This window comes from Pseudomonas sp. HTZ2 (genome assembly GCF_033173945.1).
Taxonomy (GTDB): domain Bacteria; phylum Pseudomonadota; class Gammaproteobacteria; order Pseudomonadales; family Pseudomonadaceae; genus Aquipseudomonas; species Aquipseudomonas guariconensis.
On the sequence record NZ_CP137332.1, the window covers coordinates 1,088,507 to 1,110,347 of the forward strand.

Annotated in this window: 19 protein-coding genes; 9 read left to right on the forward strand and 10 right to left on the reverse strand. The window is 56.8% G+C overall.

The window, feature by feature from the left end:
* Nucleotides 1-83: 83 nt before the first annotated feature.
* A complete protein-coding gene (locus R6G97_RS05140; protein ID WP_317847872.1) occupies nucleotides 84-401 on the reverse strand; it encodes a dynamin family protein in 318 nt (105 codons plus the stop codon).
* 2,530 nt (nucleotides 402-2,931) lie between these two features.
* Here R6G97_RS05140 and R6G97_RS05145 point away from each other — a divergent pair.
* The 3 genes from R6G97_RS05145 to R6G97_RS05155 are packed head-to-tail and all read left to right on the forward strand — an operon-like array spanning nucleotide 2,932 to nucleotide 8,657.
* Complete coding sequence (locus tag R6G97_RS05145; RefSeq protein WP_014861263.1) at nucleotides 2,932-5,316, forward strand: ABC-three component system protein; 2,385 nt, start codon at nucleotides 2,932-2,934, stop codon at nucleotides 5,314-5,316.
* Nucleotides 5,306-5,875 carry a hypothetical protein gene (locus R6G97_RS05150; RefSeq protein WP_012052680.1) on the forward strand — a complete coding sequence of 190 codons (570 nt, stop codon included), beginning with the start codon at nucleotides 5,306-5,308 and terminating at the stop codon, nucleotides 5,873-5,875. The genes R6G97_RS05145 and R6G97_RS05150 overlap by 11 nt, the downstream gene beginning before the upstream one ends.
* Nucleotides 5,868-8,657 (forward strand): AAA family ATPase, encoded by a 2,790-nt coding sequence (locus R6G97_RS05155; protein WP_012052679.1) that lies wholly within the window; start codon nucleotides 5,868-5,870, stop codon nucleotides 8,655-8,657. Before R6G97_RS05150 ends, R6G97_RS05155 begins: the two co-directional genes overlap by 8 nt.
* 87 nt (nucleotides 8,658-8,744) lie before the next feature.
* On the opposite strand, the gene mobH is transcribed toward R6G97_RS05155, so the two are convergent.
* Nucleotides 8,745-10,457, reverse strand: a complete 1,713-nt coding sequence (gene mobH / locus R6G97_RS05160) for a MobH family relaxase (RefSeq protein WP_014861265.1) — start codon at nucleotides 10,455-10,457, stop codon at nucleotides 8,745-8,747.
* Nucleotides 10,458-10,681: 224 nt separating this feature from the next.
* Here mobH and R6G97_RS05165 point away from each other — a divergent pair, with 224 nt between their 5' ends.
* Nucleotides 10,682-10,876: a DUF7740 domain-containing protein gene (locus R6G97_RS05165; protein ID WP_024086914.1), complete on the forward strand. Its 195-nt coding sequence runs from the start codon at nucleotides 10,682-10,684 to the stop codon at nucleotides 10,874-10,876.
* A gap of 124 nt (nucleotides 10,877-11,000) precedes the next feature.
* The gene (locus R6G97_RS05170) at nucleotides 11,001-11,366 is read left to right on the forward strand and encodes a histone-like nucleoid-structuring protein, MvaT/MvaU family (protein WP_004575622.1); all 366 of its coding nucleotides are present in this window, start codon (nucleotides 11,001-11,003) and stop codon (nucleotides 11,364-11,366) included.
* 86 nt (nucleotides 11,367-11,452) lie between these two features.
* Here R6G97_RS05170 and R6G97_RS05175 read toward each other — a convergent pair whose 3' ends face one another.
* The 7 genes from R6G97_RS05175 to R6G97_RS05205 form a co-directional block, all read right to left on the reverse strand.
* Nucleotides 11,453-12,391: an ArdC family protein gene (locus R6G97_RS05175; RefSeq protein WP_012052676.1), complete on the reverse strand. Its 939-nt coding sequence runs from the start codon at nucleotides 12,389-12,391 to the stop codon at nucleotides 11,453-11,455.
* 85 nt (nucleotides 12,392-12,476) lie between these two features.
* Nucleotides 12,477-12,893, reverse strand: coding sequence for a hypothetical protein (locus R6G97_RS05180; protein ID WP_012052675.1), 417 nt, complete (start codon nucleotides 12,891-12,893; stop codon nucleotides 12,477-12,479).
* Nucleotides 12,894-13,096: 203 nt separating this feature from the next.
* The gene (locus tag R6G97_RS05185; protein ID WP_012052674.1) at nucleotides 13,097-13,462 is read right to left on the reverse strand and encodes a DUF3085 domain-containing protein; all 366 of its coding nucleotides are present in this window, start codon (nucleotides 13,460-13,462) and stop codon (nucleotides 13,097-13,099) included.
* Between the two features lie 832 nt (nucleotides 13,463-14,294).
* On the reverse strand, nucleotides 14,295-15,833 hold the full coding sequence (locus R6G97_RS05190) for a conjugal transfer protein TraG N-terminal domain-containing protein (protein ID WP_012052673.1): 1,539 nt from the start codon (nucleotides 15,831-15,833) through the stop codon (nucleotides 14,295-14,297).
* A 9-nt stretch (nucleotides 15,834-15,842) separates the two neighbouring features.
* Entirely contained in the window at nucleotides 15,843-16,148 is a 306-nt protein-coding gene (locus tag R6G97_RS05195) for a hypothetical protein (protein ID WP_012052672.1), read from the reverse strand.
* Nucleotides 16,145-17,500 carry an integrating conjugative element protein gene (locus tag R6G97_RS05200; RefSeq protein WP_012052671.1) on the reverse strand — a complete coding sequence of 452 codons (1,356 nt, stop codon included), beginning with the start codon at nucleotides 17,498-17,500 and terminating at the stop codon, nucleotides 16,145-16,147. The genes R6G97_RS05195 and R6G97_RS05200 overlap by 4 nt, the downstream gene beginning before the upstream one ends.
* Nucleotides 17,500-18,477, reverse strand: a complete 978-nt coding sequence (locus R6G97_RS05205) for a TIGR03756 family integrating conjugative element protein (protein ID WP_024086916.1) — start codon at nucleotides 18,475-18,477, stop codon at nucleotides 17,500-17,502. Before R6G97_RS05205 ends, R6G97_RS05200 begins: the two co-directional genes overlap by 1 nt.
* A gap of 478 nt (nucleotides 18,478-18,955) precedes the next feature.
* On the opposite strand from R6G97_RS05205, the gene R6G97_RS05210 reads away from it, so the two are divergent.
* Nucleotides 18,956-19,171 (forward strand): hypothetical protein, encoded by a 216-nt coding sequence (locus R6G97_RS05210; RefSeq protein WP_024086918.1) that lies wholly within the window; start codon nucleotides 18,956-18,958, stop codon nucleotides 19,169-19,171.
* On the opposite strand, the gene R6G97_RS05215 is transcribed toward R6G97_RS05210, so the two are convergent.
* Complete coding sequence (locus R6G97_RS05215) at nucleotides 19,125-19,853, reverse strand: SOS response-associated peptidase family protein (protein ID WP_012052669.1); 729 nt, start codon at nucleotides 19,851-19,853, stop codon at nucleotides 19,125-19,127. The two genes, R6G97_RS05210 and R6G97_RS05215, sit on opposite strands and share 47 nt — an antisense overlap.
* A gap of 102 nt (nucleotides 19,854-19,955) precedes the next feature.
* Between R6G97_RS05215 and R6G97_RS05220 the strand changes: the two genes are divergently transcribed.
* Genes R6G97_RS05220 through R6G97_RS05230 form a run of 3 tightly spaced genes read left to right on the forward strand, consistent with a single transcriptional unit; the run spans nucleotide 19,956 to nucleotide 21,839 of the window.
* On the forward strand, nucleotides 19,956-20,384 hold the full coding sequence (locus R6G97_RS05220; RefSeq protein ID WP_014861271.1) for a LexA family protein: 429 nt from the start codon (nucleotides 19,956-19,958) through the stop codon (nucleotides 20,382-20,384).
* A complete protein-coding gene (locus R6G97_RS05225) occupies nucleotides 20,374-21,648 on the forward strand; it encodes a Y-family DNA polymerase (RefSeq protein ID WP_012052667.1) in 1,275 nt (424 codons plus the stop codon). The genes R6G97_RS05220 and R6G97_RS05225 overlap by 11 nt, the downstream gene beginning before the upstream one ends.
* The gene (locus R6G97_RS05230) at nucleotides 21,642-21,839 is read left to right on the forward strand and encodes a hypothetical protein (RefSeq protein WP_014861272.1); all 198 of its coding nucleotides are present in this window, start codon (nucleotides 21,642-21,644) and stop codon (nucleotides 21,837-21,839) included. The genes R6G97_RS05225 and R6G97_RS05230 overlap by 7 nt, the downstream gene beginning before the upstream one ends.
* Nucleotides 21,840-21,841: the final 2 nt, after the last annotated feature.

Here is a 21,841-nt window from a genome sequence, read left to right on the forward strand (position 1 = left end):
TCTCGGTCACTTGCTTGACCGCTTCGATCTTGAATTCTTCGGGGTAACGCTGACGACTCATGGCACCTCCTATTTGGGCCTCATTATGAGGCTTGGAGGTGTCTACGAAACCAGGGGCGATTCACCGAGCAGGCTTTCGGCAGGCGTCCCAGTTCCTGATCTGAGTAGGAGTAGCAGGCGCCGGCGAAGTGGCGAAGCCCCTGCTGGTGCTCGACGCTGGTCATGCACGCGGTGGTAGCTTCGTTGGCTGAATGCAGCAGTTCCTCGCCGATCAGCGCATTAATGACAGCTGTCTTGCCGGCACTCATGGTCGCCAGTACAAGCACATCGAAGGTTTCGGCTTTGGGGGACTGGGACCAGAAGCTTGCGCGATGTAGCGATGCAATGACTGAAGAAAACATCTTTCTTCCCGTGTACTTAAGGTTGATCGTCGCCCTCGGCGACTTGCGAATTCATTTCGATACGTATGCTGCTTTGACCCGGTTCAATCCGGTTGCTGACAGATTTGCATATGGGTGCGACGAAGTAGGTCGCGCGCCTCATCGCAGCAATGCAATCAGGCACTGAGCCGGGGTCACCATCGAACAGGACGAAACGAACCGGGCTGGCAGTCGCTCGCGGCAGGAGGGGGAAAGGGAGCAAGGGCAAGGTAAGTATCCATTTACCTGGGTGGCACTTTGCCTTCAGTGTCGCACTCTACGTGCTAGAGACGTCAAGTTCTCTAGCGTAGTGCGCGCCAACTTTCGTCTGATTGACCCAAGGCAGCCCGTATGATTCTCGGACCCGTTCAAGTGGTAAATGGATATCCTTTGCTACACGAGAAGCTCTGCAGCGAGCTGACCTATGCCAATGCGGGGCTAGGGAAAGGGAAGCATGGATCCTGTCATGAAAGCAGCGTGCTATGGCTCGGTAATCACTGGCCGTTGGTCAGTGCCGATATTCCTCCGCGCAACGTCTGTTGGCGCAGCCCGGTTTTCGAAGATGGTGAGCTTAAGCGGCGGTCTTACTCTCGGGAGCACTCTGGAAAGCGAAAAATCACTGCGAATACAGTCTTCGGCACCAAGAGGAACACCGCGGTCGGCATATTACCGAAAGCGCTGAGCGTCTTCGGTTGGGGGTATCCTTTTCAAACCATCCAAAGCATGCCCTCAAATATGCCCCAAATGTAGCAATTAGCAGGAAGTAAATGGCTCTTCGAGGCTAGGAAAAAGCAGAAATGATCAGCTAACAAGCAATGCGCGAAGCCCCTAAAGACTGTCCGGGTCGCCGAAGAACATTTGGATAGGGCTCTAGCGCGGGTTTTGCGGGTGGAAAAAGAAGAAATGTACCCCCAAAAATACCCTCGATACCCCAGCTGGATACGCGATCGAGAATGGCGATTTCTGACACGGATCAGGATGGTCGTCGGCGGCTTTTAGTGTACGTCAGACCCGACTCACTAGGAGGTTGCCTGGATGATTGGTTGCCTGGGCAGTGCGCCAAGGGCCTCGTGAGATTTAGCTGCGTCCGTCCTTCGCGGGCCGCTCTATCTATTAAATTGGTCGCCCGGGAAAGCCTGATGCCTGCTTTGCACAAGCTGAAGCTGGCTGGACTGTCGGCCGTGCAGCTCGACAGCGCTTTGGTGTGCAGCCTTCGGACTCGTTGTACCAGCTGATCGAAAAATGCGTCGAACTCTATTCTCAGGGACCGCCCCTTGCATGGGGTGCAAGGGGTCGAATGTTCGAATCACTCCGTCCCGACCAAAATACTCCAGAAAATCCAGTCACTTAGCGGTGACTGGATTTTTTTATGGCTGTTCGTTTTTTGTGGTTAGCAATTTTGCCCCACTTTTTGCCCCACCGAATTTCAGTTGCCCCTTTTTCGAAGATTCTGAGTCGGCAGAAAATTAGGCACTCGCACCTACTCATGCAGAATGGCCTCTAGCCGACAGCGGGGGAGCGACTTGATAGTTCGAATCCCTACGCTTCCGCCATTATTCCTCATTAAAGCCCTGATTATTCAGGGCTTTTTTGTGTCTGATCGGTTTTAGCCCATACCCTAGCCCATACTTTGGGCGCTGGCTTTCATTGGGCTTCCTCGGAATTTTCTGCCCAACGGTTAAGAACCTGCTGCGCCGTGCATTTCCCTTCCCGGGGAAATGAGCCGGCGAACATCAAGGGCTAAGCTTTGGAATCAGGTGCAGGAGGGGGGGGGGTGCGATCATGCAGTCCTTTCAAAAAATCGCAAAACCGACCACATAAGGGGCGCTGGTTTTTTGCGAAAATTTAGTCCTCGGTCTTCTTTATCCAGTGGATTTAGCCGCACGTTTCAGGCTACTGGGCTCATGAGATCCGTAGGTTGGGAGCAGTATTCCAATTCACGCGTAGTGCTGTTGCTATCTGAGGTCCATTTGCTTCTGCTCTTAATGGGCCCCCATAGGTCTACTGTGCAGTTGTCCTGCTGAACTCATACAGCGGGGGGCGGCACAATCTTCCTATGAGCCGAGTCGGCATAGGCCTACTTGAAGTCACGCTGCCTACTTGGCAGCCGTTGAACGCCCGCCCGAAAATCGCGCTTGGTTGATCATTAGCTAGCCAGGGATGTTGTAGGCGGCGCCATACGTACTTGCCATCCTCTTGCACATAACGCTGGCGAAGGCGTGGTGCTTAGTGGCTTTCCGCAGATCGCATGGACTTTAGTGGTTGGCAGCGAACAGGTGGTCCCTTTAAAATGATGTTTTTTTGCTATCAGTGAGATGTGCCCGGTTGCGCTATCGCAGGAGGTCACGCTTTAAGCATACCTGCGCCGCAGGATTTCGTGGAGAAGCGATTAGCCAGCCCTAGCCCTATAGGAAACGGGCTTACCATTCGCTAATGAGTTGCTTGCGAAAGCATCGCTACGTCTCTCCGGCATCTGCTTCCGTGTGGTCGAGTCATTCCTAGGAGCAAGAGTTTGACGACTATTGATGTGCAATTTCATAGCGATGAAGAGGACCGCAAGCTGCGGGAAGAAAACCCAAGTACCCCTGAACTCTTCGCGTTTGACTGCGGCCAGCTGCCTTTCGAGCGAATGGGGGACGCCCATTTTGAGCTTCTCCTGGCAGACCTCTACGCTGCACGAGCAGACGATGGTTCAGAGGACTGGTATGACACTGCCCGCCGCCTAAATGACGGGGCCGATCAGGGGCGCGATGTCATCCTGCTCGAGGATGGCCGTCCGGTTGGCGTCATTCAGTGCAAGCGCTACAACGGCATCGTCTCTCTTCCCATGGTCATTCAGGAAATTTGCAAATTCTTCCTTTATGCGACCATTAAGCCTGGCATCGCCTCCGCTCCAGGTGAGCCATTTCGCTATTACGTTGCAGTATCTGATCGGGCAGCTGGTAAGCTTTTCGAATTCCTGCAAGGGAGCGGCAGGCAACGTTTCGTAGACCTTAGAGCAGAATTCGAAGAGAAGGCGCTAGCCGCTCGCAAAGGATCCGCCACCCTTAGAAAGCATCCTGACCTGAAAGATCTGACACAGGAGCAGCTGTGTGATTTGGTCTGGGCCAGGATCGACAACCTGCAAACCACCCTGCACAAGAAAGATGACCTTTCACGGTTGGTAGGCGCCTATCCTCGCATCAAGTCGACCTATTTCAAGCTTGAGTCCGATTCGGCACAGGTCGTTGGTGAGCTGAAAGCGTTCCTCCAATCACGGAATCTGATGGTGAGTCAGGAGGACGAGGAGCTCATTTCCGGAATCCGGACTGAATACATCAAGTTAAAGCTGGGTCGCAATCAGCGTTTCAATCTGGGGCTGTTGCAAGGCGTAGAGCTTCTGCCTTTCATGCGAACCATGCTCTTGCCCAAGGCAGGCACGCTGTTCAATAACTTTGGCTCGCTTCCCGTGATTTTTACCGGCGGAGCCGAGGCGGCAGATCCGGGCGACTGGGCAGAACTTCACCAGCTTGTCGAAACATACGATAGCCAAGCGGTGGTATTCGTAGGTTGCGGTGGCGTGACTGGGGCTCAGCTTGCTGCCTGGAAAAATTCAGATGACATGATTTGGATTGATCCAGAGTGGGATCCGGCTCCGCTCCAGAACTACAGGGCCGGTTGGTGTTGGGTCAAAGATCCTACACAGGGTATTTTCAACTGCTATGTGCTCGTGGAAAACGAGACAGGCCTGGCTGAGTACGGGCACGGTAAAGTGTCGCTCCGTCTAGCATTTGACGACGTTGTCGTCTGGCCGACCTTGGGTAACGATTTTACGAACCCGATATCCAATGCCAGGTCTCAGTTGCGTCGGATAATGGCTAGCCAAAATGAGGACAGTTCGAAGCGGCCTAATCTTGTCCTCGCATCCATTAGCGTCACCAGCCTCGAAAAAGTATTGACCTCGGCCTCAGATCACTATGGCCAGCGCATACACTCGACAATTGCCACGGCGATTGCCAACAGTAACCGTGTCGAAGCGTGTCCTACAGAGCTGTACAGTGCCACTGGCATCTTTCCAGCGATCGACGTCGAGTTCGCGACCCGACCAACCCCTGCAACCGTTAACCCCTCTGGACGTGTTATGCGTCGGAGCACCAGTGGTGCTCTTACATTCACTCTCGACTGGAATGCAGATGTGACCCTGGCTGCAGTAAAGGCGCATCGCTTGGTTGCGGGGATAGTTACAGACGATATGCATCCGATGTCGCTTGAATTTCATGAGCTCTTCAATCGGTATCCCCCATACCCAGGCTACCTGCCTGCAGTGAAAGCAGAGCTGGATCTGCTCGATACGTTGGTGCAAGGCGCAGGCCTGCCTGACTACTCGGGTTTCACCTACAGAACTTGGTTTGGTGTCAAAGCGGGGGAGGATTTTCCACTGGAGGCGCTCTGCGCATCTGGTGAAAGCGTTATGAGAACCGTCCAGGCACTGAGCTATCTCAATGTACCACCCGCCAGCCAATGGGTCTGCTCGCCCGACCTGCAGGGACATATCCGGCATGACGACCCTGTGCATGGCGAGGTCAACCTTATGGCTTGGGCAAACAGGAACTATCCCGTCAGACAAATGGAAGGTGACCTGTTCGACTGGGCTCGACAGCCGATTGTGCATCCGAGCCTCATCGTCTTCGCGCAGGGTAGGGGGAACGTCGCGGACAAAAAGCCCAGCGATGGGCGTTACGATTACACCAGTCCGCCTGCCCCCAAGGGATCAATCACTGAACCCGCGATTGCAAGAAACGTTTATATGTTCAGTTTGGGCGACATTGAATCGGTGTATGACGACCCGTCAGCTCCTTCACCCAATCAGTTCATGCAAGATATTTTTGTTCGGAAGGGGAAGTTAGATGCTCAATGAATTGACTGAAATCATAGGGCGTCGAGCTGAGGATGCCGGCTTCTCCAGAGCCTCCACTCAGCAGTACTTATCGGGCAGTAATCAGAACTGGCAGGATGGTGCGATAGGGAATGAACTCGGGTATTGGGAGTCGTCCTTCGCCTCTATTTTATTGGTCAACATCACCACTGAGACCGGTGTCGATGCGATGCGCCAGGCCAAGATTGCAGAGACGTTCTTGGATGCCGCGATTGTCCAGCGCGAGCGCTCAGGTCTCGTTATTGACGGCTACCTGGTGATCGCCGCTACCGAGGTGAATGATCAGTTCAAGGCGTTCATCCTTGATATCGAGAGAGATATCAGATTTGTCAGAAAGCATGTTGTTACCCGGGGTGATGAAGGTTGGGAACGCTATGAGCGAATCACTCCGTTAGGCCTGGAGCGTATTGAAGATCAAGGGGGTGCGGTAGTCTTTTCTTCCGAGAATACCGACTATCTTCAGCTTGTAGAGTTACTGGCGGAGGTGGACAGTCAAGAGCTTGCCCAAATTCATGGTAAAGAATGGAATCTCAATGAATAACCTGCCCATCAAATTCCTTGCCGTTACCATCCAGAATTTTCGGGGCATTCCGGATGAGTTGGTGGTGCCGTTGGATGCACCTTTAACCGTCATCCATGCGGCCAACGGCACAGGTAAAAGCACCATTTGTTATGCCTTGGAGTGGTTGGTTACCGGTAAGGTCGATGATCTGAACGGGGCAGCACTGGAATGTCAATGGGGTAAGGGTGCTACTACAGTCTCGGCAAACTGTTTGATTGACGGAAAGCTTCACGTACTTACCCGAACCAATACCTCCCTGTGGATAACCCCCGACGGCGAGAAAAAGAAAAAAATTAACGATGAGTTTCTTCTGGGGATGCTCACGCCTACGTCGGTTTCGGGGAAAAGTACCATCGCATTGCGAAAGGCCAAGCGTGGATGGTTGCGCAATAGTCGGTGGCTTTACTCGAACTCGCTAGCATTGTTGATTGATAATAATAAGGCCGACGAGCGTCAGCAAATCTTCGCTGACATACTTGGTTTTGGTCATCTCACCAGTACCTTGCGAGATCTGCGCGATTACAGGAAGGCACTTCCCAATACGAAAGGGCTAGCGGACAAAGTTTCGGGCGTGAAGGCTGAAATTGAAACGCTCAAAGCCTCCTTGGCCCTTAGTTCTCCGGCCAAGGAGGCCGCGCTAGACAACCTTGAAGCTATTTTTACGGCGTTTCCACCAGCAGTCGAGGGAACCATTCCTGAGCGGCTAGAGGCAGCTCAGCTGCGTGTTAACTCGTTCAGCCAGAAGCAACAGCGAGAAATGGCAGTGCTGAACACCGTGTATCAGCAGTGGACGCCGTACCACGGTTCTTTGCAGCAAATTGAAACTCTTCGTCAGTCAGTTGATGCCCTGACGCAGGAGCAGAAAAAGGCGAGCGAAGATCACAGTGTTCGAGCATCAGAATTGTCCGACGCCCAACAGAAAGTGTCTGACGCTCAGCGGTCATTAAAATGGGCTGATGACAGCCTGCTAACCTTCCATGGGTGGCAAACAGCTACTAGCGCTCAGGGTGTGGGAGGGTATTTTGAGCAGATTGACCGAAGCCAAGCGGAACTTGAGGCGGCGGGTTTTGTAGAGCTGGGATGGAGTTCTGATCGGCAAACGGAGTGGAAAAAGGCAATTGCTCTTCTGTCCGCTAACTTCCAAAAAATTATGGAGCTTGAGCGTCAGAAAAGTGACCTGAAGGCGAATCCTGTAGCGCCTGCTATCGACTTCGACGAAAAGGCACGCCTGGCTGATGCGGCAAAGAATATACGCATTCGAGCAGAAGCAGACTTTGACGCATATACTAACGTTTTGGGTAAGTTAAAGGTTATGGGCAGTGAGTTCGCTCATGCTCATGATGACCCTCACTGTCCGCTCTGTAATTATAATTGGCCCACCACTGCTAGGCTTCGGGAAGAAATATCCTCGAATATGGAAGTGCTTGCACCGGCTCTTGAAGCTGCCTCAAGTGCACTGACGTTGGCTCGTAAAGATGAGCAGGACGCCATTAAAGCCCTGGAGTTAGCTACGTCGCAGAAATCGGCGTATGAAACTTATTTGGCTCGATCTAATTCCGTGTATCAAGAGCTGCAGTCGTTTGCAATCAGGAGTACGTACTTCGAAACGATGAATGTTCAAGACTTCTCCGGAATGAACATGGACGGCCTTGCTAATATGAATCGCAGGGTAACCTCTGCAATTCAAATCAGCGGAATTTTTGAAAAGCTTTCCGAAGTAGAGAAGTTTTTCGCCATTACTCCGGCGAGCGGTGCGGCAACACGGGTATCGAGCGCCGTCGCAAGCTTGGGAAGCTACAAGAAACATTTTCAGGATCAATTCGACCAATACGAGCCGGCGAGAGCTCGCCTCGTTCTGGCTGTACAAGGACTTTTACAGGCCGTTCAGTCCAAGGCAGGCGAGATCGCTGGTCTCAACGCGAACATCGCTGCGGCGGTAGAGATCTCCAGCAGCTTCGATTCCCATTGGCGTGAGCTTTTTGGTGATCAACCCGTGTCAGTAGAGTCCTACGACATCATGCGTCAGCAGCTGGGTCAGCGAGGAATTGATGCAACGACATACACCAGCATGCTTGATCAATGCAAAGCTGTGGTGAGCGTTGATGCCGACTCGGCGAAGTTGAAAAAGCTGGAGCAGGAACTGGTTCAATTGACCAGCAAGCTCAGAATCGGCACAGGCTATATTGCTGATGCAGACCTGGCGATTGAGCAGTATGCCTTGCATGTAAAGGACTTCACTGCCTCTAGCCTGAAGCCCCTGTTGAGTCCTGCAGCTGAGCTGTTTTCCAGGATGCATGCCAACGAGGTCTACAAGGGGCTGGGCGTTTCAGAAGGCGAAGACGCATTGAAATGGACAGTCTTCGCCGAGGGCCATGAGCCTGCATTGGACGCAGAAGGGAAGCTTAGCCAAGGCCAGCGCCAGGATCTGGCATTGTCGCTATACCTAGCCAGGGCTCGGAATACCGGGGGAAGCTTCTTCCTCGATGAGCCAATCGCGCATTTGGATGACCTGAATCGCGTGGCAATGCTGGACATTTTCCGGCTGGTGGCCACCTCGATGCCGGATATGAACTTGATCTTGACCACTGCCAGTGATTCGCTGGCCCGGCACATGGCTCAGAAGTTTTCGAGCATCACCGACCGGCACCTGTTGAACATGATTCATTTGGAGGGGAACCCCCGCACCGGAGTTAAAATGACAGTTCAGGGCAATGCGGCGGTGCCAAATAACCCCGGTCAAACCGAGAGCTTGAGGGAGTAGCCTTAGCGGATCCAAGCCGATGAAGCGTGGTGACCTTTAGGATTTCCTCGTCATAGAGTAGGTTTGCCCTAGCCACGCTCTCAATCTTCAAAACTGTAACTTTAGGAAGGGGTTGTCTGGAGGTGGCGTCAGACCAACGAGATTGACATTTTGCAGGATGTAGCCATTAAGGGATGTGGTTTTCCGCGGGCCTCGTACAGTGCAAGTCCAAATGTTCTGGCTATTGGGCTTTCTCAGATGAGCATCCAGCTTTTCAAATTCGCGTTGAATACGTCGCCAAGGTTCTTTCTGAGCCGCGCCGTCAGGCTGCTCTAGATGCTCGGCTGCGTAACGCTGGAAAATGCCCGGAGTGACCAGGAAAAAAGTGCCATCCACGGTGTGGACCTTTGCTTTGCTGTCGTTGACCAGTAAGCGATGTGTGTGGATTCCGTCGCGCAGCCACTCGAGAAAGGCAAGGCCCACGGAATTCTGAGGTGGCGCAGCGGTTGATTGCAGGCTTCCCGTGCTTGATCCAGTTTCGAGCTCGCCTGGCACTTGCAACATTTCCATCAAATCGTCGAGGTAGTCGAAATCCTGATTCAAAAGCTCGGGGTCGTGCTGTTTTGGTTTCGGGGCTACGTGCGGCCGATCTGGGGCTGACTCGCGGGCTTCATGAGGTGGCAGGGAATCGCCCATCATCGACTCAATCGTTCCGTTGAAGCAGTCTGGCCGAGGTTCATCGGCCCAAATCAGGCTCGGTTTCAGGCGGAGAAAGGTAAAGCGATGCTGCCAGTCCCCGTCTGTGACGGCGGCGCTCCACACCGCTTTCCCTTTATCTGTCTCATCCACCAATCCATGTGATTGCAGTTCATCGAACATGGCGATGTTGGAGGAGGGAATACCGTCCACCGATTGGGCCAACAGGTAGGCACGCAGCCTGTCGGTCGCGGTTTTGCTGACCAACCACAGGTGGTCAACAGTGAGCCAGCCGGCAGCACCGGGCTGGTTGAGCTTGAACTCGTTTTTGACCAGGTGGCGTAGCCCCATGAGCAGGTGATGCTGCAGCGAATGTTTAGGTGCCTGCAGTGCTTTGGTGGGGTTGGCCCCAATGTTCTGTGCCGTGGATACCCGGTCTGCTTGCAGCACCAACTCCCCGAGTGTGCCGGCCTGCTCGTAGTGGTCGGCCAGCAAGGACAGCAATTGTCTCCACAATTCTGGGTAGCTGCTGAGCCAGTCAAGCAGCGTGGGCGTCAAGATCTGCGTATACAGCAGCCCAGCGGCGGCACCGTGCAGTTGGTAATCCCGGTCGGGGACGTAGCGGAAGCGGTAGGGCTGATTCAAAGGGCCGTGCCAGGGGTGCCAGCGGTCACCATTCTGGTACTCCACCTGGAGATCGACGGCGATTTTACCCACGTCATGGAGCAGGGCGCCATAGGCAATGGCGGCGCTCCAGGCATCAGCCTGCGCAGCCTGGTCTTCCGGAGCGGCACCACCGGGGAGCAGGTAGGACTGGCGCAACTTCAGGCTGCATGCCACCAGCTCCAAGCCGTGGTCGAGCATGCCACCTGGGTAGGCATGGTGATGGCTCTCACTGGCCGGTAGTTGCTGTACATAGGTGGCGTAGCGACGAATCGGTTCGAGGTAGAGTTGTTCGAACTGTGGCGGGGAGAGGGCCGTGTACTGCCAGATGCGAGCAAGCAGCTTTTTTCGATGGCTGGCAGCGAGCAGTGATTCCGCCGACAGTGGTTGATGAAAGCCCACGGCGGCGGGGGTGGACTCTTCGGGAAGGCCTTTTTGCGGTTTGAACCACCAGCGTTTCATCGCAGTACCTGTCTTGCGTTCAAAAGGTCCTTTTGCCTTTTCGGATAAGCCTCTTACCCTTGCGCCCCCTTCCATTGACACCATTACCCTTTACCGCCTTGGCCTTTTTCGCGAGTGCGATAATCCGAAGTCTGGCGCGTCGGGTTAGCCGGCCGATCGGCGTGGCCGACCACTTTAGAGTGGGGGTAGACTGCCCAGCATCATTTTTCTGAGCTGTGGCGCTGATGACGCTGAGTGATGCTGTATTGATCGTGCTGCTGGCGGACCGGATTCATGGCACTGATGCTGCCATTCGGTCTGCTGCCAAGCGCTGTGCGAAAAAGTTGCCGCGCAGCCAGCGCGACATCTTGTTCAAGGTTGGCAACAGCGCGGCGCCTCGCGAAGTGGTGGCGCATCTCTGCCAGAACTTGGCTGACTGATCTGTCACAGAGTTTTGCAATTGATAAGCTTGAAGTGACTCTTAGATTGGGAATTAGTACTCGGATATTGAGTGTGTCTCAGTTAGTATGCCTTCACGTGTCTCATACCTAGGAAAGATTTCTCATGTCCAAACTTGCCGAATTTAAAGCACTGGAAGCGCAACTGGCCGCGCAACTTCAACAGCTGGATGCGATGAAAAACGATTCTGGCCTGAAGCAGGAAATTGAGTTTGAACAGAAGCTGAAGGCTTTGCTGGAAGAATACGGCATGAGCCTGCGTCAGGTGATCACCATTCTGGATCCGTCCAAAGGCGTAAGCGTGAGCGCCGCAAGCGCGTCGAGTGGCGCTCAGCGCAAGCCACGCGAGGTCAAGCGCTACAAGAACCCGCACAGCGGCGAGGTCGTGGAAACCAAGGGTGGCAATCACAAGATCCTCAAGCAGTGGAAGCAGGAACACGGCTCGGATACCGTCGAGAGCTGGCTGCAGTAATCGACTGCGCATTTGCAACGGCCGATACACGGCGCTGCCGAAAAACAAAGGCCCCAAATCGGGGCCTTTTTGCTAGTTGATGGAAATTACGCCGTGAGTCGCTCCGGCGCTTCTGTGGTGCGCTCGGCCTGCAGTGCCAGCAGGAACTCCGAGGCCTCACGGGCCTGGCCACTGGCGCGGAAGATCGCACGCTTGTCTTCCTTGAGGATCTTCAGCCAGGAGGCCAGGTACTCCTCGTGGCGTAACTCTCCCTGGGTGGCGGTCAGCGCGCAGAGAAACGCTGCCCCCATCTCTGCAACCAGTTCCTCGAAGGCATAGGCTGCGGAGCCAAACGCGTGCCCGCCGGTGATGCCATCGCGGTTCAGGCGCGATCGATGACCCGACCAGTGAGTCAGCTCATGCAGGGCCGTCGCATAGTAGCTGCCGACGTCTTCGAACTGGGCCTTGGTTGGCAGCTGGATGCGATCACGCAGGGGTTGATAGAATGCGCTGTCGCCGTAGCAATGTTCGATCTGTGCGCCACTGGCTAGCAGCAACTGCTCGGCTGGGGCATGGTCGATAAATGCGAGCGGCTCGGTGTGTTCAGTGAGGCCTGGCTCCTCGTCAGGCAGACCTTCGGTCTGCTCGATGTTGAACAGGCAGTGCGTGCGCAAGAGGGCGAATTGCACCATCTTGATATTGCCCTGGTCATCGCGAACGACCTGACCGTCCTCGTCGTGCGCCTCCTTGCTCATCGGTTTGTACAGCACCGCGAGGGTGGATTGCTCCCCCTTGCGTACATGGCCACCAGCTTTGCGTGCCTGGTTGAAGGTCAGCCAGCGATCCTGGGTGAAACCTCGCAGGCGCGCCTCGGCCCACAGCAGTGGAATGTTGATCCCGGCGTAGGGCCGCCGGGTGATGGCGTTGATGGGAAAAGGGGAGTCAGCACTGGAACCGGTGGTGGTCCAGGGTTTGATCCAGGGAATCACGCCTTGGCTCAAGGCGCTGACGATCTTGTTGGTGACATCCAGATAGACATCTGACATGGCGTTCTCCTGGCGTGTAGGGGGAACGCTGCCCAGCCGGGAAGGGTTCCCGGTGGGGTAGTCAGGCAGTAGCGGTGCTACAGGGTTAGAGGGCTGCGATATCTACTACGATCTCACCGGGTAGCCGGATGAGCAGAAAAGCCGGGCCCCTGTGTGGCGTGATGCGAGCCAGCTGAAACTGCGGCAGGTGAGCAGATACTGAAGTGCCGTTGTGCTGCAAGCGGTCGAGTTGCAGCTCGATGGGGCAGTGTGAAGCACGCGGTGCTGAAGTCAGCACGCTGTTGAGCAGGTCTGCCAGGCGCAGGCCTGACTGTCCAATCGGTTCCTCCCCTGTGGCAGGTTCAATGAACTGCTGCCAAACGCCTGGGCTCAGTACCACCGCATCGGAAAAGTGCTTCATCCTGGACATTGGGACCTCCGCGTAACTGATCCCGCGCCACCTCATGTGAGGTTTGTGCATGGATTGGCTCAATCCGAACAAGACATTGAGCAGGGTGTCCATGTATTAAACCGCGTTTGGACGTGAGGTCAATTTCCGGCCGTGCCTCCAATGGAGCTCTCTATCCAGGGTGTTCCAGCGAAGACATCCGACCTTGTGTTCCTGACAAACGGTGATCTTCAACCGACTGAAGAATGATGCGAAGGGCGCCCAGAGAGGCCCGGTTAAGGTGCCGCCCTGGGTCCGCGTGGAACTCGCCTCTGCGTTCAAGATTTGCCTGCGGGATCAACCTCGGCGGCGAGGTACAGGTGGGTGGAGGTGGCCTCTACCACCAACGATCCTGCAGTGCCGCGAAGGCTGGCGAGGACAGGATCATCGATGTCGAAGTACTCGGCAAAATCATCGCCGCCGAATTCTTCGTGGGCCCGATTCCACCAGGTGTCGAAGTCGTCGACGTTGGGGTTGCAGCCAGTGGCATAGGCCACGCGTTTGCGGCCGCCACCGTCCGGTTTGCTTTCGCCGATCTCGGACATGAGGTAAACACCGTGGTCCTTGACCAGTATCAGTCTGCAACCATTGATACCGGCCTCGGCTAACACGGCGTGAAGTTCAGTGCCTGTGAAACGCAGCATGATGAGATCCTCCAGAGGGTGCGGAGGAACGCCACCCGTGTGGGAGAGTTCCCAGCACTGGAATGGATGTGAGTAGGGTGCAACGAAGACGCAGGTTCAGTGAACCTGGGGGATTAAAGAGCGTTCATCACCGGGGAACGGTGACCATGCGAGCTGCCGAACGCGAATCGCATTTCGGGGTAACCATCACATGCGTGACGTAGCCTCAAAGGTTATGGCTACCTGGGATGCCGGAAAAACCAGCGATTGCACAAGTGGTTTACCAAGCGAACCGATATTGCGTCAATGGCGCTTTTCAGTGGAGGCAATGTTCCCTATCCAATGAGCACCACCGGCGATAATCCAGTTTGTCCAAGTGATCAACGGTCATGGAATTCAGCGACAGAGGAGTAAGCTAAAGCTTGGATCCAAATTAACGATAGTGGTTTGGCCGCAAGCGCGGTGATGGGTAAGGGAGGTAATCAAATGTCGACTCCAGCTTCTGCCAATTCCGGCCGGACCGGTCTCGGCAGGTTTCTCATTCGCACTGCGGTTGGTGCTGGTCGAATGATGCAACGACTCGAAACGAAAGTGCTGCAGTCTCGCATATTGGTTTCAGTACCTTGCGAGTATCGGCGATTTGGCTTGCAGGTTATCAAGTTGCTCCTCGTCCTTGCGGTTGCGTCAGTTGCACTTTTCCTTGCGATCGGAATGGTCGCTCTCTGGGCTATGGCGGCACTGCCCATTACGACGTCCGATGATGAGGAACCTGGCGTGCATCAGGTCAGTCACCCTCAACATCAACACAAGTATCCAGAGCTGTATGACGAGTACGGGTCGCTCAAGTAGAGTCTTATTTGAGTTTCTGGACACCTGTCATTAGCTGTGATGAGCCTCTTCCTGCTTGTGTCTGAGCGGCCTCTGTTCCACGAGTAAGAAGGGTCTGGATAGCACTTCCCACGTTGTATCCCGCCCAACTCATTGCACCGATAAAGATCATGGGTAGCAAAACAAACATTGCGCCCATGACGTACTCGATCACCTGCGCGGTGACCGTTCCGTCCATGAAGCCTGCTGTCGGCAACGACAACAGCGCCTGGTCTGAGACCGATACCTGATTGTACAGCGTTTCCAGCATGCTTGAGTCGATCCAGCGTGCGAGCTCCCACCAGAAGGTGAGCATGTGCAGGGTGAACAGCGCGAATGTGATCGTCATGAGCGCCTTGAGCTGGTAGGTGCTGATCAGCAGCACCAGTGGCAGACTGATGATCGTGCCCATGATCAGAAAGGCTTGGATCATCGGCAAGGCCGCGCGCAGCGCATTCATCGCCGGGAAGTTACTGAACGAGCCTAGGGCCAAACCGGTATTGGTGGCCAGGTTGTTTAGCCCTTGCGTCAGCGATCCGCCCCTCGCGCTACTGCCATAGTCCTGGAACACCTGCCCAGGTGCCATGCTCAATGATTGCTGCCGTGGGCTCACCAGCTCGCGCAAGGTGGCGTCTTCGACCTCCGTAGAGGTGCGCCCGGTGAGCCAGCCCCGCAGCTGCGATAGCAATGAAGGATCAACAGCGGCCACCAAGCGGTCGCGCAGTCCGATCGTGCCGTCGCTCCACCACTGTTTGCAGGTGGGGTAGCCGGCGCCGCTGTCGAGCTGAGGCAGAGAGGTGTCCCGGGTCTCGTCGTACGGCCAATCGACTCTGGGCATTCGCGAGCGATCGGTATCGTAGTAGCCCGGTGTGTTGAGTAGGTAAGTCGAGCCAATCCAGGACGCGTCGTAGCTCTGCGACTCGTCCAGCTCGGGGCGATTGGTGAACAGCCGCGAGCGCGAAAAACCGTAGCAGTCCCGGGTGAAGTCGGCGACTTCCTGTAGCAGCACCTGGTCGTTGATCCGCGAACTATCGATCTCCATGCGCATCGCCCGGATGTCGGGCGCGCAGGGAATCGCCGCGGTGGCAGCGGCGGTGATGCCTTTGCTCATGGCATGCACTAGGAACCACCACACCGGCACGTTCGCTGACTTCTCGCCGATGGTGTTGAAAGTCGTGGCCCAGGCCGTGTCGGCGGGCCTGGCCATTGTGACCCCACAGCGCTGGCTCGCGGCATCGTCAAACGTCACGGAGGACAGGTTCAGCGGGAAGAACGGCATGCAGCCGAACATAATGACCACGTAGCTCATCCACAGCCGGTTCTCGACGCGAGGGATCGACAGTAGGCCCTTGTTGCCTTCGTCAGCACCCTGTTGGCGGGCCGACAGCCATTCCTGCAGGATGACCGCACCGAAGGGAGCGGCGAACAGCCCGGTATCCACCAGCGTATTCCAGATGCCGTTGTTGATGATCCAGGCCAGCAGCGACAGGTAGTACTCAAGGTAGCTGTTGGTGCTCATGTTCATGGCTGCACCTCACAGGCGAGACAGCTCGACCAGGATGATCGAACTGAAGCCGATCAACCCCAGACGCTTTAGCCGTTGCTGGTCCACAGGCGTAGCTCGCATACGCAACGCTGCGGCCCAACCGGTGAAGATCAGGGTGTACAGCAGGGCGCGCCACCACGCGAAGTAGGCGGCAGTTGCCCGGGTTGGTGCGAGCCAATCCAGTTGGGCGGCGGGCAGTTGTAGTGCCATCCAGGCAATCAGCAACATGATCAGCATGGCGCCGATGATCAGCAGCATGTGGACGATCAGTGATCTCATAGATGACGTGATCATGGCGTGCTCCTCTCCTGTTCAGCCCGGCGCAGTCGGTCCGGCATCGGGTCGCGCTGATCGATGCTGCGCGAGGCGTCGGCACCACCGGCGTGGCGATCGAGGACCAGGCTGGCGGTATTAGTGGCCAGCGACTGGCGTACCTGCAGCTCGGTTTGCAGCAAGCGGATCTCCCGTTCCAGGGTTTCGACGTTGCTGTTGAGGGCGGTAGTGGCGGGCTGCGCCGATGCCACGTTCGGTTCGTGGCTGCCGGCGAACAGCGTGCGCTGTAGCAGCATCGCCTTGTAGATCACGCTGGACAGCGCGGTCTCACTGGCCAGGCGCCGGGCCAGCAAGTTCTGGTCGGGGTCATCGCGCAGCCCCTCGATGACGCCGCGGGAGACCTGCAACAAGGGGCTGGAGACCTTGCTGAGGTTCTCTGGGGTAGGCTGGTCGGCGCGCGAGACCATGTGCTGCAGGCCTTCCAGGTGTTCCGTGTAGGTTTCCTGGATCAGCGGCGACAGGCCCGTACCGGCGGTTACACGCAGCGTCTCGCAGTCGTCACAGGTCTCCACCTCAGTTTCACCGAGCACCCGTGTCGCCCATTCCGAGGCCTCCTCGGGGCTCGACCAGGCTTGGCAGATGGCGCCATTCTGGCAGCCCGAACCAACGGCCGAGGTGTCCTCGACGGATCGGTTGTGCAGCAGGTTGTAGCCGGCCTTTACCACATCCGAAGTCACCCGGATGGGTTGCTGTCCATTACCCCCGGCTTTCTGCCCACCGACCCAGCTGACGCCGTTGTTGCCGTTGTTCGACTCGGTATCCTTCACCGCCATTACGGCATCGCCGCCGGACTGCTCAAGGTTGTGCTGCATCTCCTGGTTCTGGGCCAGCGCACCCCATCCGGCCTGGTCGACCTTGTCGGCCATTTTTGCCGCCATCGCCTGGCAGGTGAGCTTGGAACGATCGAAGTCGATGCGTCCCTGCAGCACGCCATTACTCAGCAGCTCATACAGCCCAGGGTTGGCGCGCTGGATGATCATCGCCGGCAGCGACATCACCGCTTGTGTGGCGTTCTGGATGACGTTGCCCATGATCTGCTGGAAGCCCTGGGTGGCACCATTGAGCTGGTTCTGCAGGGTGTTCGAGAGGTTCATGTTTCCGCACATCATGTTGGCCCGCCAGGACATGCCGACGCCGAGGCCGTTTGGACGGTAAAGCGAGGAGGGCGCTCCTGCCGCGGAGCCGCCGCCGATGGTGTACATCACGCGGTCATCCAGGACCTGGGCTTGGTCACCGAGGTGGTAGCCGTTCTCTGCGGCATGGCCTGCGGTAGACACAAGGAAGCACACCAACCCGAGCGCGAGGTTTTTCATCACTGGCCTCCATCAAAGTCAATGCTGAACAGAAACGTCTGACCCATGCGCTGGCAGCAGCGGTAGGGCCGCCACAGCGACCAGGCATAGGCGCCGTCGGCGCTCTGGATCGTTGGGCTGGGGAAGATGGCGCAGGTGTTCTGGATTACCGGGACCAGCAACTGCCAGCGGTGGTTGTTGACGTTGTTCTCCATCACCGGCTGCGGCGGCCAGTAGCCGGGAGCCGGCATCGGCTGCAGCGGTAGATAAACGTGCGGCTGGCCGACACGGGTAATGAAGTCGCTGGCGCGCTGGGCCATCACGGCAGCCGCCTTGAAATCATCGGGCTGCACCAGAAAGCCGTGTCGCGGATACACGCTGCCCCACATGTCTCCGAGTGCCTGGTTGCCGATCTCGCGCATCCCCGGGACCAGTGCCTGTGGGTAGACGGACTCGGGGATCGCCTGGCGCCACGCCAACGGGTCGAGCGTGCTGAGGTAGTAGGGCGCAAACGGTACGGCTCCGCTTGGGCACGCATAACCTAATGTATGCGCGAGAGCTGTGAGGGCTGCACCGCCGGGATGGCCAATGCCGTCGACATTCTTGAACCTGGGCAGGTTATCGCGCTGCGGCGAAGGCGTAATCAGGTTGCCCCCCCCTTGTGACGCCGGCGTCGGCGTCGACAGCGCCGACATCTCGCTCCAGGGATTGGCGCCGGTGTCGGCATAGCTCGATACCACCAGCTCGGGAATGAAGTGACGGATCTTCGGTGAGGTTCGCACCGTGCAGCCGAACGGTGTGCACAGCAGCCAATAGCAGATGCCGACGACCCGGTACTCCAGGCACTGCAGCGAAGTGACGGAGGCGATGACGGTAGGAGTGGTCAATGCTAGGCACTGCTCGGCGGCCACCAGCAGAGCAGTGGCGGTGAAGGCACGGCCACGGCGAGCCTTTCTGGATTTCGGCGCTTTGCTTCGAGTGAAGACGGTGACGTTCATGGGCAACGCTCGGCAGGTGGCAGCGGTGTGCATCCATGCGCCAAGTTTCAGCATCCCGTATCCGAGGCAGTTGGTGGGCGGACAAACTGCGGCCAGGACGATCGTTTTAGGAGGTAGCCGGCTAAAGGGGGCTGATAAGGCAGTATGGCAGGAGTACAAATGTACTCATGTGTCGCGCTATCGAATGTTGTGCGCGATGGGGCCGAGGTGGTCGTTTGGCGTTAGTAATAGGAGCAGGGTATGGACGAGCGCACTCTTTGGGGATGCTAGACGCCGGTGGAGCGCTCACCCCGCAGGCAGTTGACGTTTGGCGAGAGTTCCGCGCCGCTGAGGTAGGCCCGGCATCTGAGGAGGAAGTTGTCCGGCAGCGATTATTGGCTGATACCCTCTATCATGCAGCTGTGGACTTTCAGCTGATCAAGTCAGGCCAAGCCGTCCATACCGTTCATTGAACAGCCAAAACTGAGGATGCTTTGTGATGGGGAATAGACCGCCGATTCTGTATCCAGACCATCCAATGTATACCGATGCGGCAGAAGCGCTGAAGAACTATCACGAGGCCCTGGCCGCTGGCGAACCGCCCCTTGAGGTCGAACGGCTCCGCCAGATCGCCGAGTCGCAGTATCAGGCTGTAAATGAATACCAACTCAAAGCTCTAGGTCGCCTTGGCGGCCGTGGCGGTCCTGCTCACTAACCGGCTCAATCAGCTCTGGCCCTTGATTGCGCACGTTACCGACAGCCTTGCCGACCGGGTACCATCGAAAATTCTCTGCCGGGCGGCATCCCGTCTCTATGATCGCCGCAGCGCGTTCGGGCGATGTGCCTGGGTCCAACCATTCCCTTGCCACATCAGGTGCAAGCACCAGAGGTTTTCTGTCGTGGATGTCGACCAAGCCTTGATCTGCAGCTGCAGTGATAACCACGAATCCATCGCGGTCGTCCGGTTCGATTCCCTGGTGCACCTGCGCAAGTGCGCCGAAGAAAAGCGGGCCGCCGTCGGCGCTCGTGATGTAGTACGGCTGCTTTCGCTTGGGGTCTGCTGGGTCCGGGATCCACTCGAACCAGCCATTTGCAGGGGCTAGCGCTCTGCCGTCTGGCCACAACCCCTTGAAAAACCTCCCCGTCATCACCGTTTCTGCTCGAGCATTGATCGGGTCGGGACGCTTCCCCTTCGCCCAAAATGGCGACCATCCCCATTTGACGCGTTCCACACTCAGGCCTTCTCCGATCTGGCGAATGATTTCGACACGCGTCGAAGGCGCCACGTTGAAGCGGCTGAGTGGCTCGTGGTCATATCCATTGATCACCACCAGGTCCAGCGATAGCTGGCGCAGGTAGTGATCCATCGACTCATACATCGAGTACCGTCCGCACATAACCCGCCTCTCGCTTGTCAGAATTTTCACCGCCCAGGATTGACCGGGCACCCAATGCCATATCTACTGTATATGCATACAGTTTGCATTGGACCTTCCATCATGACCATCACATTCTTGGGCGTGCCCACCGGCGGCACTGAACCCTTACCCCTGTATTCGTTTCACGTCCCTGCCGGCTTCCCGTCGCCTGCAGCGGATCACCTGGAAAGCCATATTTCCCTCGATGAGCTATTCGACCTCCGCGCGCCGCATGTGTATCTGGTGAAAGTGGAGGGCGATAGCATGCAGGGCGCCGGTATCTATTCCGGGGATATCGTCATCGTAGACCGGGGGCGAGAAGCGGAGCACGGCGATATCGTCATTGCGGCCGTCAACAGCGAACCGGTATGCAAACGGCTTCACCGTCGTGACGGGGTGGTAATCCTCAAGTCGGAAAACACAGCGTATCCCCCACGCTACATCATGGAAGGTGACGACCTGGTCGTTTGGGGTGTGGTCCGGTACAGCGTCCGTGATCATGCGCAGTGACCCGGTGTTCGCGCTCATTGATTGCAACAGCTTTTACGCAAGCTGTGAGCGCGTGTTCCGGCCGGATCTGGCCAAAACGCCGATTGTCGTACTGAGCAACAACGACGGCTGTGTGATCGCCAGGTCTTACGACGCTAAGCCCTACGTGAAGATGGGGGAGCCTTATTTTCAGGCGAAGGACAAGCTCAGTCGGCATGGCGTCGTGGCGTTCAGCAGCAACTACGCCTTGTACGGCGACATGAGCGAACGGGTTATGACGCTGATCGAATCAATGGTGCCGGCGACTGAGGTCTATAGCATCGATGAATGCTTCGCTGACCTCTCCGGCATTCCTGAAAACCTAACCGAGTTCGGGCGCAAGGTTCGATCGAGAATTTTCCAGTGCACGGGCATCCCGGTCGGTGTAGGTATCGCCAGCACAAAGACGCTCGCCAAGCTGGCTAACCATACGGCTAAACGCCTCCAGGCGCAGACCGGCGGAGTGGTGGACATCACTGTTCCGTTCAAGCGCGATTGGGTGCTGCGCAATACCGAGGTGAAAGAGGTGTGGGGCATTGGCCGGCGGATGACGGCTCACCTCGAGGCGATGGGCATCCGGACGGCCATGGACTTGGCCAAGGCCGACGCTTGGACACTTCGGCAGAAGTTCAGCGTCGTGGTGGAAAAGACTGCCCGCGAGCTGGCCGGCACGCCCTGCCTTGAACTTGATGAGGTCGAACCGCCTAAACAAGAGATCTGCTGCAGCCGGATGTTTGGCAAGCGGCTAACCGAGCTGGCGCCAATTAAGCAAGCCGTGGCCACCTACGTCGGGCGAGCGGCGGAGAAGCTCCGCTCCCAAGGTTCGGTATGCAAGCGCATGCGCGTGAGCATCCGCACGGGGATGTTCAATCCGGACGAGGCCCACCACGCCCAGGGCGCTCTGGTGGAGCTGCCGTACCCAACCTGCGACACGCTATTGATGACCAGATTGGCCACCGACGCAGTCGCGCGGGTCTTTCGGCAAGGGTTCCGGTACAGCAAAGCAGAGGTCCTGCTGATGGATCTGCGGCAGCCCGGCGAGTTTTCAGAGGATTTGTTTGCGCTCAAGCAGTCAGTTGCATGTGACCGGTTGATGCAGGTGATGGACGACATCAACGAGCGCTGGGGAAGGGGAACGATGCGCGCCGGTAGTGTACCGGTGGCGCCAGAGTGGGGGATGAGAAGGGAAATGATGAGCCAATCCTTTACGACCAGGATCGATCAGTTGTGGACGGTCAAATGCTGAACCTTCCTGCGGCGTGGCTGGCCGAACTGAATGATCAGACGGAACTTCAAGCTGATCCGTACGGCCGTGCGTTGGTGCTGAACGAGATGGCGTATGCCGCCCATCGGCGGCAGGAGATCAGCGATGAGGATTTGACGGAGATGCTCGAGCTTGCGGACGCAGGCAGGGAGTGGGCATTGCTCGAGGATTAGGA